This is a genomic window from Sneathiella sp. (genome assembly GCF_029233945.1).
Classification (GTDB): Bacteria; Pseudomonadota; Alphaproteobacteria; order Sneathiellales; family Sneathiellaceae; genus Sneathiella.
This window is the reverse complement of the sequence record NZ_JARGOQ010000027.1, coordinates 1-14,587: the sequence shown is the minus strand read 5'-3', so window position 1 is coordinate 14,587 and position 14,587 is coordinate 1. Positions and strand designations below refer to the sequence as shown.

The 14,587-nt window shown below is 57.6% G+C and carries 13 protein-coding genes; 8 read left to right on the top strand and 5 right to left on the bottom strand.

Features of this window, described 5'->3' with window-relative positions; genetic code table 11:
* Positions 1-9 precede the first annotated feature (9 nt).
* From P1U71_RS10310 to P1U71_RS10295, 4 genes are all read left to right on the top strand, one after another.
* Positions 10-660: a class II aldolase/adducin family protein gene (locus tag P1U71_RS10310; RefSeq protein ID WP_301105516.1), complete on the top strand. Its 651-nt coding sequence runs from the start codon at positions 10-12 to the stop codon at positions 658-660.
* 1 nt (position 661) lies between these two features.
* A complete protein-coding gene (locus P1U71_RS10305; RefSeq protein WP_301105515.1) occupies positions 662-955 on the top strand; it encodes a putative quinol monooxygenase in 294 nt (97 codons plus the stop codon).
* A gap of 92 nt (positions 956-1,047) precedes the next feature.
* Positions 1,048-1,509 carry a MaoC family dehydratase gene (locus P1U71_RS10300; protein ID WP_367281169.1) on the top strand — a complete coding sequence of 154 codons (462 nt, stop codon included), beginning with the start codon at positions 1,048-1,050 and terminating at the stop codon, positions 1,507-1,509.
* 36 nt (positions 1,510-1,545) lie between these two features.
* Positions 1,546-2,463 (top strand): SDR family NAD(P)-dependent oxidoreductase, encoded by a 918-nt coding sequence (locus P1U71_RS10295; RefSeq protein ID WP_301105513.1) that lies wholly within the window; start codon positions 1,546-1,548, stop codon positions 2,461-2,463.
* Here P1U71_RS10295 and hutU read toward each other — a convergent pair.
* From hutU to hutI, 4 genes are read right to left on the bottom strand one after another with little or no spacing between them, the layout of a single operon-like run.
* Positions 2,460-4,133, bottom strand: coding sequence for a urocanate hydratase (gene hutU / locus P1U71_RS10290; protein ID WP_301105512.1), 1,674 nt, complete (start codon positions 4,131-4,133; stop codon positions 2,460-2,462). The two genes, P1U71_RS10295 and hutU, sit on opposite strands and share 4 nt — an antisense overlap.
* Before the next feature lie 11 nt (positions 4,134-4,144).
* Positions 4,145-4,954: an N-formylglutamate deformylase gene (gene hutG / locus P1U71_RS10285; RefSeq protein ID WP_301105511.1), complete on the bottom strand. Its 810-nt coding sequence runs from the start codon at positions 4,952-4,954 to the stop codon at positions 4,145-4,147.
* A gap of 1 nt (position 4,955) precedes the next feature.
* A complete protein-coding gene (gene hutH / locus P1U71_RS10280; protein WP_301105510.1) occupies positions 4,956-6,503 on the bottom strand; it encodes a histidine ammonia-lyase in 1,548 nt (515 codons plus the stop codon).
* Positions 6,500-7,714 carry an imidazolonepropionase gene (gene hutI / locus P1U71_RS10275; protein ID WP_301105509.1) on the bottom strand — a complete coding sequence of 405 codons (1,215 nt, stop codon included), beginning with the start codon at positions 7,712-7,714 and terminating at the stop codon, positions 6,500-6,502. Before hutI ends, hutH begins: the two co-directional genes overlap by 4 nt.
* A gap of 59 nt (positions 7,715-7,773) precedes the next feature.
* On the opposite strand from hutI, the gene P1U71_RS10270 reads away from it, so the two are divergent.
* Together P1U71_RS10270 and hutC are read left to right on the top strand one after the other, a co-directional pair.
* On the top strand, positions 7,774-9,144 hold the full coding sequence (locus tag P1U71_RS10270; RefSeq protein WP_301105508.1) for a formimidoylglutamate deiminase: 1,371 nt from the start codon (positions 7,774-7,776) through the stop codon (positions 9,142-9,144).
* Positions 9,145-9,157: 13 nt separating this feature from the next.
* A complete protein-coding gene (gene hutC, locus P1U71_RS10265) occupies positions 9,158-9,892 on the top strand; it encodes a histidine utilization repressor (protein ID WP_301105507.1) in 735 nt (244 codons plus the stop codon).
* Here the strand turns inward: hutC and P1U71_RS10260 are convergent.
* Positions 9,889-11,427, bottom strand: coding sequence for a trimethylamine methyltransferase family protein (locus P1U71_RS10260; RefSeq protein WP_301105506.1), 1,539 nt, complete (start codon positions 11,425-11,427; stop codon positions 9,889-9,891). The two genes, hutC and P1U71_RS10260, sit on opposite strands and share 4 nt — an antisense overlap.
* Positions 11,428-11,703: 276 nt before the next feature.
* On the opposite strand from P1U71_RS10260, the gene P1U71_RS10255 reads away from it, so the two are divergent.
* Together P1U71_RS10255 and P1U71_RS10250 are read left to right on the top strand one after the other, a co-directional pair.
* On the top strand, positions 11,704-14,142 hold the full coding sequence (locus P1U71_RS10255) for an FAD-dependent oxidoreductase (RefSeq protein WP_301105505.1): 2,439 nt from the start codon (positions 11,704-11,706) through the stop codon (positions 14,140-14,142).
* 143 nt (positions 14,143-14,285) lie between these two features.
* Positions 14,286-14,587, top strand: a 302-nt coding sequence (locus P1U71_RS10250; RefSeq protein WP_301105504.1) for a B12-binding domain-containing protein, incomplete at its 3' end; no start/stop codon positions are given.

Below are 14,587 nucleotides of genomic sequence, written 5' to 3'. Positions count from 1 at the left end.
AGAGGTGACATGGGAAATCTCGCGGAACGGAAGGAACTGATTGCCACAGTACGGAAGATGAACGTGCTTGGGATCAATCATGGCACCTCCGGCAACGCCAGCGTCCGCATTAAGGGCGGCTATCTGATCACGCCATCCGGCATGGCCTATGACGACCTGGAACCGGACGATATTGTCGAGATGTCATGTGAGGGCGAGGCGGCAGGAAAGCGCAAGCCCTCCAGTGAATGGCGGTTCCATCAGGACCTTCTGAACGCCCGACCGGATTTCGGCGCGGTAGTGCATACCCATGGCAAGGGAGTGATGACGCTCGCCTGTCAGCGGATGGAACTGCCGCCCTTTCATTATATGATCGCGGTGGCGGGCGGAAACACGATCCGCTGCGCTGACTACGCGACCTTCGGCACGCAGGCGCTTTCTGACAATGCGCTGAAAGCAATTGAGGGGCGCAAGGCCTGCCTGCTTGCCAATCACGGGTTGCTGGCGGCGGATGTTAGTCTCAGCCGCGCCCTTTCGCTCGCCGTCGAGGTGGAAACACTCTGTGACACTTATTGGCGCATTCTCCAGATCGGGGAGCCCACCCTGCTTAGCGATGCGGAGATGGAGGAAGTGAAAGAGCAATTCGGCAAAGGCTATGGCATGCCACAGGGAGGGACGTAAAATGGCGAGCAGATTTGCCGTGACGGCGCGATTTGATGTTCTGCCGGGGAAAGAGGCGGTCTTTATGACGGAAATGAAGAAACAGGCGGAAAATTCCCTGAGCCTTGAGCCGGACTGTCATTATTTTGATATCTGCGTCGATGCGGATAACCCTTGCCGTATCATTCTCTATGAGCTTTATAAGGACGCCGCCGCGTTCGAGACCCATCTTGCCTCCCGTCATTTTGCGGAATTTATCGAGACGGTGACGCCGATGATCTCGGGCAAGATGATCGAGCGCTGGAACCGTCAGTAAATACTTTCGCTGATCAATAGGGGCTTTCGCGGGAGCGGAAAATTCGCTAGAAAAATTATCTGAAACTGATTTGGAGGACAATAATAATGACAATGACACTATCCAAAACCGATTTCCTGAATTCAATCGGCACTGTGTATGGACCGGGGGAGTGGTTCAAGGTCGATCAGGAACGCATCAATAAATTTGCTGAGGCAACCGATGATTTCCAGTTTATTCATGTGGACCCGGAACGCGCCGCCAAGGAAACGCCGTTCGGCTCGACCATTGCCCACGGCTTCCTGAGCCTTTCGTTGCTCGCCGGGCTGGTGCCGCAAATCCAGCCGAAGATCGAGAATGTCCGCATGGGCATCAACTACGGCATCGACAAGCTGCGCTTCCTGCAGCCGGTTAAAGTGGATAGCGAACTCCGCGCCACAGCCAAGATACTCAGCATTGATGAAAAGCGCCCCGGCCAGTATCTCACCAAAACCGAGGTGACGATTGAAATCAAGGGCGAAGACAAGCCTGCCCTGATCGTTGAGTGGCTCGGCATGTCCTTCGTCGATGAGTAATAGAACCAAGTAAAATCAATAGATTGAGGAGAGAAAATGAGCATTCGGTTTGATGACAGGGTGGCGATTGTCACCGGCGCCGGAAACGGGCTTGGCAAGAGCCATGCGTTGCAGCTCGCGGCACGCGGTGCGAAAGTGGTCGTCAATGATCTCGGCGGCGCCGTTGATGGCAGCGGCGGATCATCCGATGCGGCAAAGGCTGTCGTTGCCGAGATTGAGGCGGCAGGCGGGGAGGCGATTGCCAACGGTGCCAATGTCACGGATATGGCGCAGGTTGAGGCGATGGTAGCTCAAGCTATGGAGAAATGGGGCCGTGTCGATATCCTTGTGAATAACGCCGGAGTGCTGCGGGACAAATCCTTCTCCAATGTCGGGCTGGATGACTTCTCCTTCGTGCTCAATGTGCATCTGATGGGCTCGGTCAATTGTTCCAAAGCCGTCTGGGGGATCATGCGCGAGCAAGGTTATGGTCGTATTGCCATGACAACATCGTCCAGCGGCCTCTATGGCAACTTCGGCCAGACCAACTATGGCGCGGCGAAAATGGGCGTCATCGGCCTGATGAACACGCTGGTCATCGAAGGCGCGAAATATGGCATCAAGGTGAATGCGCTATCGCCTTGCGCGGCGACCCGCATGACCGAGGATATTATCCCGGAAAACCTGCTGGAATTGCTGACGCCGGAAGCTGTGACCCCGGCACTTCTCTACATCGTCTCCGACGATAGCCCGAACCGCACGATCATCACGGCGGGCGCGGGCACCTATGCTTGCAGTATCGTTTATGAGACGGGCGGTAAATGGCTGCCTGAGGAAGACCGGACACCGGAGAAGATCGCCGAAAACTGGGCGGAAATCGCTGACCGGGGGACGCAGATTGAATATACCAGCGGCAATGACCAGACGACCAATATGCTGACCAAGGCCGCGAACGGCCTCGGCATCAAGATCTAGGCGCCTTTCAGGAACGGCAGATTGAGGTCATTCTCTTTCGCGCACTCTATGGCCTCCTCATAACCGGCGTCGGCGTGGCGCATCACGCCCGTCGCCGGATCATTGAACAGGACGCGGGCGATCCGCTCGTCCGCCTCGACGGTGCCGTCGCAGACAATCACCATCCCCGCATGTTGTGAAAAGCCCATGCCGACCCCGCCGCCGTGATGCAGGCTGACCCAGGTCGCCCCGCTCGCGGTATTCAGCAGTGCGTTGAGAAGCGGCCAGTCGGAGACGGCGTCTGACCCGTCCTTCATGCCCTCTGTCTCCCGATTGGGACTGGCGACGGAACCGCTATCGAGATGATCGCGGCCGATAACGATGGGGGCGGAAAGCTCACCCGTTCGCACCATCTCGTTGAACGCAAGGCCGAGACGGTGGCGCTGCCCCAAACCAACCCAGCAGATGCGGGACGGCAGCCCCTGAAACTTGATGCGTTCCTTCGCCATGTCGAGCCAGTTATGAAGATGGGGATCATCCGAGATCAGTTCCTTCACCTTGGCGTCGGTCTTGAAGATGTCCTCAGGATCGCCGGAAAGCGCGGCCCAGCGGAACGGGCCGATGCCCCGGCAGAAGAGGGGCCGGATATAGGCGGGCACGAAACCCGGAAAATTGAACGCGCTATCGACGCCTTCCTCAAGCGCGACCTGACGGATATTGTTGCCATAATCGACAGTCGGGATGCCGCGCGCCTGGAATTCCAGCATGGCCTGCACCTGCACGGCCATGGATTTCCGCGCCGCAATTTCGACGGATTTAGGATCGCTCTCGCGCATCTGCTCCCATTGATCGAGGGTCCAGCCCTGCGGCAGATATCCATTCACCGGATCATGGGCGGAAGTCTGGTCGGTCACCAGATCAGGCAGTATGTCGCCCTCCAGAATTTCCGGGAAGATATCGGCGGCATTGCCGAGAAGACCAACGGAAACCGGCTTTCCGCGCTCACCTGCGTCGCGGATAATAGCGAGCGCCTCGGAGAGCGTATCCGCCTTTTCGTCGAGATAGCCCGAACGCAGGCGGAAATCGATACTGCTTGGACGGCATTCCACGGCAAGCATGGAGGCGCCGGCCATGGTCGCAGCCAGCGGCTGTGCGCCGCCCATCCCGCCAAGGCCACCGGTCAGGATCCATTTGCCGGACATGTCACCGCCGAAATGCTGGCGTCCGGCTTCGGCGAAAGTCTCATAGGTGCCCTGCACGATGCCCTGACTGCCGATATAGATCCAGGAGCCCGCCGTCATCTGGCCATACATCATCAGGCCCTTCTTATCGAGCTCGTTAAAATGGTCCCAGTTGGCCCAATGCGGCACCAGATTGGAATTGGCGATGAGGACGCGCGGCGCATTCTCATGGGTCTTGAAGATGCCGACCGCCTTGCCGGACTGGACAAGCAGCGTCTCGTCCGCGTTAAGATCGCGTAAAGACCGCTGGATCTGGTCGAAACACTCCCAGTTACGCGCGGCGCGCCCGATCCCGCCATAGACCACCAGTTCCGCCGGATTTTCCGCGACATCCGGGTCGAGATTATTCATCAGCATGCGAAGCGGCGCTTCGGTTAGCCAGCTTTTGCAGGAAAGTTCCGGGCCCGTCGGGGCCTTGATCACACGGCTGTTGTCTCGTCTGTTCGTCATGGGCTCAATCCTTATGTGGCTAGACGTTTTCGCCCGTAGTCGAGCAGGGTTTCAAGTATCTGTTTCAGCGTGGGTTGAAGCGCCGTCGCTTTCTCTGGCAGATAGGAAAACGGTGCTTTCTCGCTCATGTAGTCTTCCTGCGCGAGTTCCATTTGCAGCGCCTGAATATTGTTCGCCGGGTCGCCGTAATGGCGGGTGATAAATCCGCCCTTGAACCTGCCATTGAGGGCGTGGCTGTAGGGGGAAGTGCTCGCGATCTTTTCAACGGCTTCCGTGAGGCTCGCATCAGCAGAAATTCCGTCCCCCGTCCCGATATTAAGAGTCGGCAGGCGACCCTCAAAAAAGCGCGGCAGGACAGAGCGGATGGAGTGGCAGTCATAGAGCAGCACATAGCCATGCTGTGCCTTGATCCGCTCAATCTCCTCCGCCAGCACATCATGATAGGGCTGCCAGAAAACACCGCGTCGCGTCTCGATTTCCTCAATGTCCGGCTCCAACCCGTCGAGATATAGCTTCGCGTTGTCAAATAACGTGGTCGGACAAAGTTCGGTGACATTCTGACCCGGATAAAGCGATACCCCGTCCGGATCGCGGTTAAGGTCGATTACATAGCGGGAAAAGTGCGCGGTCACGACGGTGGCATCCAACTCTTCGGCCATCTGTTGATAGAGGCGGTCGATATGCCAGTCCGTGTCGGGTTTGGCCTTTGCTGCGTCTGTCAGGCGGCGTTCAATGGAGACCGGGATTTCCTGTCCGGCATGCGGCTGGCTGAGGAGGAGGGGGGAAGTCCCTCGCATTAAAGTAAAAACTTCACCTTCCATCCTAACTCTCCAATGTATCGGGAAGAAAATCGGCGAACTCCGCCGCGAGCCTGCCGCTTATCACCAGTTTTTTCGCCGCCTCAATATCCGGGGCGAAGAAGCGGTCTTCCTCATAAGGGTCAGCGATTTTACGGATTTCTGCATGCAGCTTTTCCAGCGGGGCGGAGGTTTTAAGGGGGCTGCGCAATTCTATGCCCTGCGTCGCCGCCAGCAATTCTATTCCGACGATGGCCGCCGTGTTTTCCGCCATGCGTAAAGTCCGCCGCGCGCCATGGGTCGCCATACTGACATGATCTTCCTGATTGGCGGAGGTCGGGATACTGTCAACGGAGGCGGGATAGGCCTGCTGCTTGTTTTCACTCGCAAGCGATGCGGCGGTCACATGGGCGATCATGAAGCCCGAATTTATCCCGGCACTGGTGACCAGAAAGGCGGGCAGGCCGCTGATGGACGTATCGACCAGCATGGCGATGCGACGTTCCGACATGGAGCCGATCTCGGCAATGGCGAGCGCGAGATTATCCGCCGCGAGCGCCACCGGTTCCGCATGGAAATTCCCGCCGGAGATGACTTCGCCGGTCTCAACAAAGACAAGCGGATTATCGGAGACGGAATTCGCCTCAATAATCAGCACGCCCGCCGCATGGCGCATCTGATCGAGGCAGGCGCCCATCACCTGCGGCTGGCAGCGCAAACAATAAGGGTCCTGCACCTTTTCGCACTCCTCATGGGATTTACGAATTTCACTTCCCTCGATCAGGGCGCGGTAACTCGCCGCCATTTCCATCTGCCCGATCTGGCCGCGTGCCGCATGAATACGGGTATCGAAGGGGGCGTCGGTCCCTTGCGCCGCATCGAGGGAGAGACTGCCCGCAAGGGTCGCGGCGGCGAGCAATTTTTCTGTCTCGAACAGACCCGCAAGGGCAAGGGCAGTGGAAACCTGTGTGCCATTCAGGAGCGCGAGACCTTCCTTCGGGCCGAGGGTGAGCGGCGGGATCATCAAGGCCTTCAAGGTGGCGTCCGCAGGCACGATTTCGCCGTTGAAACGGACATCGCCGATGCCCATCAGGGCCGCTGTCATATGGGCGAGCGGGGCGAGGTCGCCGGACGCACCAACCGAGCCTTTTGCCGGGATACAAGGGTAAATTTCATGATCGAGAAAGGTCATCAGGGCCTCGATCACCGTCATGCGGACCCCGGAAAAACCGCGCGCGAGGCTGGCGGCCTTCATCGTCATGATCAGTCGGACGATATTGTCATTCAGGAGCGGACCCACCCCGGTCGAATGGGAGAGAACGAGATTTTTCTGCAATGCCTCCAGCTTGTCCTGCGGGATAATTTCCTGCGCGAGACGGCCAAAGCCGGTATTGATTCCATAAACCGTGCGGTTTTCATCGACGATTTTCTTGACCGCGGCGGCGGCCGGTTCCACCGCATCGCGGCAGGCGGGGTCGAGGGAGAGGCTACGCCCGCCCTCGTAAATCAGGCGCAGTTCATCGAGGGTGAGATGCCCCGGGGAAAGAATCAGGTTCATTGGATCGGTGTTCATGATTGACCTCCAAAATACCGCGAATGAAGCGGGTTAGAGCCGATTGCCTGTGTAAGTTCTGAAGGATGCTCGATGTCCCAAATGGCAAGATCGGCCTGCTTGCCGACCTCCAGCGTGCCGATCCGATCCGCAAGGCCGAGTGCCTTGGCGGCATTGCGGGTAAACCCGGCGAGGGCCTCCTCCGGTGTCAGGCGGAAAAGGACTGCGGCCATATTCATCATAAGCTGCGGGTTTGTCGTCGGCGACGAGCCGGGATTGCAATCGGTCGCGAGCGCCATGGGAACGTTATATTCGCGAAAAAGATCGATCGGCGGCTTCTGGGTTTCGCGTAAATAATAGAAAGCGCCGGGCAGGATGACCGCGACAGTGCCCGCTTTCGCCATTTCCTTCACGCCCTTTTCATCGATATATTCCAGATGATCGGCGGAAAGTGCCTTGAAATGAGCGGCAAGTTCGGCCCCGCGCTGATTGCTGAGTTGCTCCGCATGGAGCTTGATGGGGATATTCAGCTTGTCAGCGGCCTTGAATAGCTGCCGCACCTGATCTTCGGAGAAGGCGATTTTTTCGCAGAAGGCATCGATGGCGTCGACAAGGCCGAGCGCGTGGATAGTGGGCAGCATCTCATGAATGACTTTCGCCATATAGCCATCGCTGTCGCCCGCAAATTCCGGCGGGATGCTATGTGCGCCAAGGAAAGTTTTCCGCACCCGGACGGGGTTGATTTCGCCCAGATGCTTGGCCACCTCCAGCATTTTGACCTCATCCTCCAGATCGAGGCCGTAGCCGGACTTGATTTCCACCGTCGTTACCCCCGCATTGATCAGGGCCTGCAGGCGGGGTTGGCTCTCGGCGGCAAGATCGGCCTCACTCGCCTCTCTTGTTGCCTTGACGGTGGAGAGAATGCCGCCGCCCTTTGCGGCAATTTCCTCATAGGTCGCACCGTTCAGGCTCATCTCGAACTCCTGCGCCCGGTTGCCCGCATAGACAAGATGGGTATGGCAGTCGATTAGGCCGGGCGTGATCCAGCGGCCTTCGAGATCGACGATCTCCGTGGCCTCCGGCGCGTCGTTATTCGGGCGGCCGATCCAGCTGATCTTATCCCCGGTCACGGCGAGGGCGTCGGCATCTATCGCGCCGTAGGGTTCGATCCCGGCCGTCATGGTGGCAAGATGTGCGTTGATGAAAAGTCTGTCGCAAGCCGCTGTCGCCATTTCTCCCATGCCCTCATTTTAAATTTGTATATACAAATTATTATGATAAGATTTCCTGCATGATCAAGCATTATTTTGACGAAATACTCTTGGCTAACGGTTGGCGGCGGAATCAGTTCCTTGATATTTCCGACAGCGGGGAAATTCTGGCGATTGGTGACGGGACCGCAAAAGAAGCGGAGGTGGTGCATCACGGGTTTGCCGTGCCGGGCTTGGCAAATGTTCACTCTCACGCCTTCCAACGCGCAATGGCGGGCCTTGCGGAAGCGGCGGGCCCGTCGGCGGACAGCTTCTGGAGCTGGCGTCAGGTCATGTATGGTTTTTTGAGCACGATCACGCCGGAGCAACTGGGATATATCGCGGCGCAGCTTTATCTCGAAATGTTGAAGGCGGGCTTTACCTCGGTCGGGGAGTTTCATTATCTCCATCATGACAGGGATGGCGCGGCCTATGCCGACCCCATGGAAATGAGCGACCGGATCCTGTCGGCGGCGGCGCAAACGGGTATCGGTCTTACCTTGCTGCCGGTGCTGTACCGCTATGGCGGTTTCGGAGGAGAGGCACCGCAGGATCATCAAAGGCGTTTCATCATGGAAGGAGATAAGTTTCTCGACCTTGTTGAGCGCCTGCAGGAGAGATGTAATGCGGATGCCTCATGCGTAGTCGGCGTAGCGCCGCATTCGCTTCGGGCGGTGGACCCGATGCTCTTGAAGGAACTTCTCGCGGGAATTCCTGCGGATATGCCCTGTCATATCCATATCGCCGAGCAGCAAAAGGAAGTGGCTGATTGCGTCGAGTGGTCGGGCCTGCGCCCCGTTGACTGGCTGTTTGAAAATGTCCCGGTTGATGAGCGCTGGTGTCTTGTTCATGCGACCCATATTACGGAATCGGAGAGGCGAGCTATTGCAAGCTCGGGCGCAGTCGCGGGGCTGTGTCCGATCACAGAAGCGAACCTTGGTGACGGAATTTTCCCGGCAGACGAATTTCTGAAGGAAGGCGGACGGATTGCTCTCGGATCGGACAGCAATATCTATGTCTCCCTCGCCGAAGAGGTGCGGATTCTGGAATATGGTCAGCGCCTGACGAAAGAATCGCGGAATGTTCTCGGGGATGAAATAAACTCGACCGGGATGCGGATATTCTCTAGCGCGCTTGAAGGCGGGCATCAGGCGCTCGGTCGTCCCGGGAAGCCGGGGCTGCAGGTAGGGGGCTACGCCAATTTTGTTATTCTCGATGAGGATCATCCGGCGCTCCTCGGTAAATCAGCCCGAAAAAGTCTCGATAGCTGGCTGTTCGCGGGTGATAACAGCGTGGTAAAAGACGTTGCGGTCAACGGCAAACTGGTGATCAGGGACCGCCGTCATGCGGAGGAGGAGGCCATCACCCACCGCTTCCGCCGGGTGATGAAGGAACTGGCCGCTGGCTATTAGACTTGGAAAGATAATGAACAGTATAAGTAACCTCAGAATAAAGACATCCGGTCCGCTTTATCAGCAGATCAAAGACCTGATCCTTCGCAAGATCGGCAGCGGGGAATGGCGCGCGGGCGACCGTATCCCGACCGAACATGCGTTGGTGGCGGAACTGGATGCCTCCCGCATGACGATCAACCGGGCGCTCCGTGAACTGACGCAGGAGGGCACTCTCGCGCGGCGGCAGGGCTCGGGCACCTTTGTTGCGCCGAGCAAGCTCGAATCGGGCCTGCTGGAAATCCGCAATATCGCGGCGGAAATCGCAGATCGTGGCGGGGAGCATAGCGCGGAACTTCTAAGTCTTGAGGAAATTGCCGCGCCGGGCGCCCTCAAAGAGCTGATGCCAGGTCAAGGGGAGCGTCTCTATCACTGCCTGATGCTGCATTTTGAAAATGGCGTGCCGGTGGAGCTCGAGGAACGCTACGTCAATCCATCACTCGTCCCCGATTTTATCGCGCAGGATTTCTCAACCGAGACGCCGAGCGGCTTCCTGATCCGGACCATGCCCTACAGCCGCGCCGACCATCGCATCAGCGCCGATATTCCGACAGAGGAGCAGAAACGCCTTCTGAACCTGAAAGAGAATGAGCCCATCCTTACGCTGGAGCGGCATACCTACGCCGGGGATGAAATGATCACCACGGTCCGGCTTTATCATCCGGGCAGTCGGTTCGCGTTCGGCGGCGCCTTTACCGCCGACCGCTAGACGTTGGAATCCGCGAAAGAATTTTTCCGCGTTGTCATGAATTCCTGAAGCGCCTCGTCAATCGCGGGATCGAGCGCCGGTGCCTGATAATCGGCCAGCATCTGTTTCCAGATGGCATTGGCGCGCGTTGCAGTGTCTTTTGAGCCATCCGCCTGCCATTGCTCAACCGAGTTGTTATCGGCGGTACGGGAGCGGTAAAAGGCATCCTCGAAATTCGCTTGCGTATGCGCGCAGCCGAGGAAATGACCGCCGGGACCAACTTCCCGCACGGCGTCCATCGCCTGGCCATTCTCACTGACGTCGATGCCGCGCGCCAGCACTTCCATCATCGCGCATTGATCGATATCCATCACGAATTTTTCGTAAGACGAACAGAGCCCGCCCTCGAGCCAGCCCGCCGCATGGAGCGAGAAGTTAACCCCCGACAGCAGCGTCATCAGCAGAGTCTGCGCGCTTTCAGAAGCGGCCTGTGCATCCGGCAGCTTGGAGGCTGTGAAGGAACCGCCGGAGCGGAACGGGAGGTTCAAGCGCCGTGCAAGCTGTGCGGCGCCATTGAGGACGAGGGAGCTTTCCGGTGTGCCGAAGGTGGGTGCGCCGGACTGCATGGAGATGGAACTCACAAAAGTGCCGAAGATAACCGGCGTGCCGGGTTTGATAATCTGCGTGAGGGCGCAGCCCGCCATAGCCTCGGCGAGGAGTTGCGAGAGGGTGCCCGCGCCCGAAACCGGGCTCATCGCGCCGGAGAGGATAAAGGGAGAGACGACGCAGGCCTGATTATTCGCCGCATAGGTTTTGAGCGCGCCGAGCATGGTCGAATCAAATGTCATGGGGGAATTGGCGTTGATCAGGTTGAGCATCACGCAGTTGTTCTGAACAAATTCCTCGCCAAAGACGAGGGAGGCCATATCGACGCTGTCCTGCGCCCGTTCCGGCGCGGTGACGGACCCCATAAAGGGTTTGTCGGAATATTTGATGTGGCTGTAGACCATATCGAAATGCCGCTTGTTGACGGGCAGGTCGACCGGCTCGCACACCGTGCCGCCGGAATGATGCATGGCGGGCGCCATATAGGCGAGCTTCACGAAATTCTCGAAATCCTTGATCGTGCCGTAGCGGCGGCCCTTGTCGAGGTCATGCACGAAAGGCGGGCCATAGACGGGCGCGAGCACCGTATTGTTACCGCCGATCTGCACATTATTCGCAGGGTTTCGCGCATATTGGGTAAACTCTGCCGGGGCGGTCTGCAACAGCTGGCGGCAGAGGCCCTTCGGGAAATGCACCCGCTCCCCCTGTACGTCGGCGCCGACCGACTTCCAGAGATCGAGCGATTCCGGATCGTCGCGGAAATCAAGGCCGATTTCCTCTAATATTGTCTCCGCATTCGCCTCGATAATCTCGAGTGCCTCGTCGCTCACCAGATTGGTGACAGGAATATTGCGACTGATATAGGGGATATGGCGGCTTTGGTTGCTTGCCCTTGCTTCACGGCGGGCGTCGCGCCCCCGGCGACCACTGCGGCCTTGTGCTGCACTCATGATTTCCTCCAGCTTTCTTCACCAGATAGAAGCGCTTATCTGAGTGTTATTAAATCCGATTATGTCGAACCGACTAGCCAATGTGCGTCCTTTTTTCAAAATTCTCTGGCGAATTTAGAACAGTTTAACCGTGCCGGCTTGCGCGCTGTCGGCATGGCGGGAAAGGAACAGGGAGCGTCGGAGACCTGTTAGCGATTTGAAGGCGCAATCGCCACGGTGGTTTGAGCAAAATTCTATGCCTCTCGGGCATGATTGAGGGCAAAGGGGACGGACAAGATGAAATCACATGCACGGGTTGTCGTTATCGGGGGAGGCGTTGTCGGGGTTAGCACGGCCTATCATCTGACAAAAAAAGGCTGGTCGGATGTTGTCCTCTTGGAGCGGACGGAGCTTACCGCCGGATCGACCTGGCATGCGGCGGGCCTGCTTCCGCTCTTTAATATGAGCTATGCCGTCGGGCAGATCCATAAATACAGCGTTGATCTTTATAAAAGGCTGGAGGCCGAGACAGGCCAGAACGTCAGCTTCCATGTGACCGGCAATCTCCGCCTTGCGACCAACAAGGAACGCATGGATGAGTATCTTAAATATTGCGGCACGGCGAATACCATCGGTGTGCCCTATGAGATCATCACGCCCAGCCAAGTGAAGGAACTCTGGCCGCTTTCCGATATCGACGGCCTTGTCGGCGCGCTCTATCATCCCGATGATGGCCATATCGCGCCCGTGGATGTGACCAATGCCATGGCAATCGGCGCACGGAACGGCGGCGCGGAGATTAACCGCCATACGGAAGTTCTCTCGATAGAGCAGCAGAAAAACGGCGAATGGCTGATCCGCACCAACAAGGGCGACATCACCGCCGAGCATGTGGTGAGCTGTACCGGTAACTATGCCCGCCAGACACTTTCGATGGTTGGCCTCGATATCCCGGTCATTCCGGTGGAGCATCAGTATATCGTCACCGACGAGGTGCCGGAACTGGTGGAGCGGAAAAAGGCGGGTCTGCCCGAAATGGCGGTCCTGCGTGAGAGCGATGCCTCCTATTACCTCCGCGAGGAACGGCAAGGCTATATTCTCGGACCCTATGAGAAGGGCGCGCCCGCCTGCTTTGTCGATGGCGTGCCGGAAACCTTCGGACAGGATCTGTTCCCCGGTGATCTGGACCGTCTGATGCCGCATGTGGAGGCGGCGATCAAGCGCGTGCCGACCTTCGCCGATGCGGGTATCAAGGATATTGTCAATGGTCCCATTGCCTATACGCCGGACGGCAGCCCGATGATTGGCCCGGCCTGGGGCCTCAAGAATTTCTGGATGAATGAGGGGCATAGCTTCGGTGTGACGGCGGCGGGCGGCTCTGGCTGGCAGCTTGCCGAATGGATCACCGAGGGCGAGCCCGGCATCGATATGATGGATGTCGATCCGCGCCGTTTTGGCGCCTATGCGACGAAACCCTATACCAAGATCAAGAATGAGGAATGCTATGAGCATGTCTTCGTCATCCATTACCCGGATGAGGAACGCGGTGCGGGCCGTCCGCTGAAAATGTCACCCTGCCATGACCGCATGGCGACGCGCGGCGCAGTTTTCGGCCAGCGCTACGGTTGGGAGCGGCCCAACTGGTTTGCCCCGGAAGGGGTGGAGCCGAAAGACAAGTGGAGTTTCCGCCGCTCCAATTATTTCGAGCATGTCGGCAATGAAGTCATAAACATGCGGACCAATGCCGGGCTGATCGATATCACCAGCTTCTCCAAATTCGAAGTGACAGGACCGGGGGCGGAAGCCTATCTCGACCGGCTCGTCTGCCGTAAGCTGCCGAAGGGAGTCGGGCGGATCAATTTGTCTCATGCGCTGAATAAGCGGGGCGGTATTCGTTCCGAATTCACCATCATGCGGGATGGGCCGGAGGCATTTTATCTTGTGAGTTCCGGCGCGGCGGAGCGCTTTGATCATGATTATCTGTTGAAGAACCTCCCCGATGATGGCTCGGTGCGTCTTGATAATGTCACCACGGCGCATGGCGTATTGGTGCTGGCGGGTCCGAAATCGCGGGATATCCTTCGCAAGATTACCGATGCGGATCTCTCCAACAATGGCTTTAAATGGCTGACGGGTCAGCATATCACGGTGGGCCTTGCCCCTTGCCGGGCGCTGCGCGTGAATTTCGTCGGCGATCTCGGGTGGGAGTTGCATCACCCGATCGAGTACCAGAACCATATCTATGATGCGATTGTGAAGGCGGGCGAGGAATTCGGCCTTGGTATGTGCGGTATGCGCGCCATGGACAGCCTCCGCATGGAGAAGAATTACCGTATGTGGGGACAGGACCTCACCCGCGAATATTCAGTGTTCGAGGCCGGGCTGGATCGTTTCGTGCATCTCGATAAGGGCGATTTCATCGGTCGGGACGCACTCATAAAGCAGAAGGAGGAGGGCGTACCGCAAGCCTTTGTCTGCCTTGAGGTGGACGGGATCAAGGATGCCGACCCCCTCGGGAATGAGCCGCTCTATGATCTGGACGGCAATATCGTCGGTCGGGCAACGGCGGGGGCCTATGGCCATTGGGTCAAAAAGAGCCTCGCGCAAGGCTATATCAAGACCGGAATGGAAGCGATCGGCACCAAGCTGGAGATCGAAATTCTGGGGGAGCGCTATCCCGCGACCGTCATAGAAGAATCGATCTTTGATCCTGAAAATGAACGGCTGAGGTCCTGAAAACCCTTGGCCTTGTCCTAAATTCGACAAAAGTGTCGCAGGAAAATTATTCCATGTCTGCGCGGGAATAGTTTTTCTGCCCGCAATAAATGACACTTTTACGACATAGCTTCGTTCAATTTTATTAGTCGGTGGAGCATTCGATGGAAGATGATGATATTGACCTCTCGGCCCTGGATGACGGGGAACTCGTCGAGCAGATGCATGATGATCTTTATGACGGGTTGGCGGATGAAATCTGTGAAGGGGTGAATATCCTCCTGAGCCGCGGCTGGGAACCCTACAAGGTTCTGACCGAGGCACTGGTTGAAGGGATGCGTATTGTCGGTATTGATTTCCGCGATGGCATTCTTTTCGTGCCGGAAGTATTGCTCGCCGCCAATTCGATGAAGTCGGGGATGGCAATCCTGAAACCGCTCCTCGCCGAAACGGGTGCGCCAAAGGC

What these genes read in the sequence shown, in the direction of transcription:
- P1U71_RS10295 (WP_301105513.1), top strand. Translation starts at nt 1,546, where the DNA reads ATGAGCATTCGGTTTGATGACAGGGTGGCGATTGTCACCGGCGCCGGA.
- P1U71_RS10260 (WP_301105506.1), bottom strand. Translation starts at nt 11,427, where the DNA reads ATGAGTGCAGCACAAGGCCGCAGTGGTCGCCGGGGGCGCGACGCCCGC.
- P1U71_RS10270 (WP_301105508.1), top strand. Translation starts at nt 7,774, where the DNA reads ATGATCAAGCATTATTTTGACGAAATACTCTTGGCTAACGGTTGGCGG.
- P1U71_RS10255 (WP_301105505.1), top strand. Translation starts at nt 11,704, where the DNA reads ATGAAATCACATGCACGGGTTGTCGTTATCGGGGGAGGCGTTGTCGGG.
- P1U71_RS10310 (WP_301105516.1), top strand. Translation starts at nt 10, where the DNA reads ATGGGAAATCTCGCGGAACGGAAGGAACTGATTGCCACAGTACGGAAG.
- hutC (WP_301105507.1), top strand. Translation starts at nt 9,158, where the DNA reads ATGAACAGTATAAGTAACCTCAGAATAAAGACATCCGGTCCGCTTTAT.
- P1U71_RS10300 (WP_367281169.1), top strand. Translation starts at nt 1,048, where the DNA reads ATGACACTATCCAAAACCGATTTCCTGAATTCAATCGGCACTGTGTAT.
- hutI (WP_301105509.1), bottom strand. Translation starts at nt 7,714, where the DNA reads ATGGCGACAGCGGCTTGCGACAGACTTTTCATCAACGCACATCTTGCC.
- hutG (WP_301105511.1), bottom strand. Translation starts at nt 4,954, where the DNA reads ATGGAAGGTGAAGTTTTTACTTTAATGCGAGGGACTTCCCCCCTCCTC.
- hutH (WP_301105510.1), bottom strand. Translation starts at nt 6,503, where the DNA reads ATGAACACCGATCCAATGAACCTGATTCTTTCCCCGGGGCATCTCACC.
- hutU (WP_301105512.1), bottom strand. Translation starts at nt 4,133, where the DNA reads ATGACGAACAGACGAGACAACAGCCGTGTGATCAAGGCCCCGACGGGC.
- P1U71_RS10305 (WP_301105515.1), top strand. Translation starts at nt 662, where the DNA reads ATGGCGAGCAGATTTGCCGTGACGGCGCGATTTGATGTTCTGCCGGGG.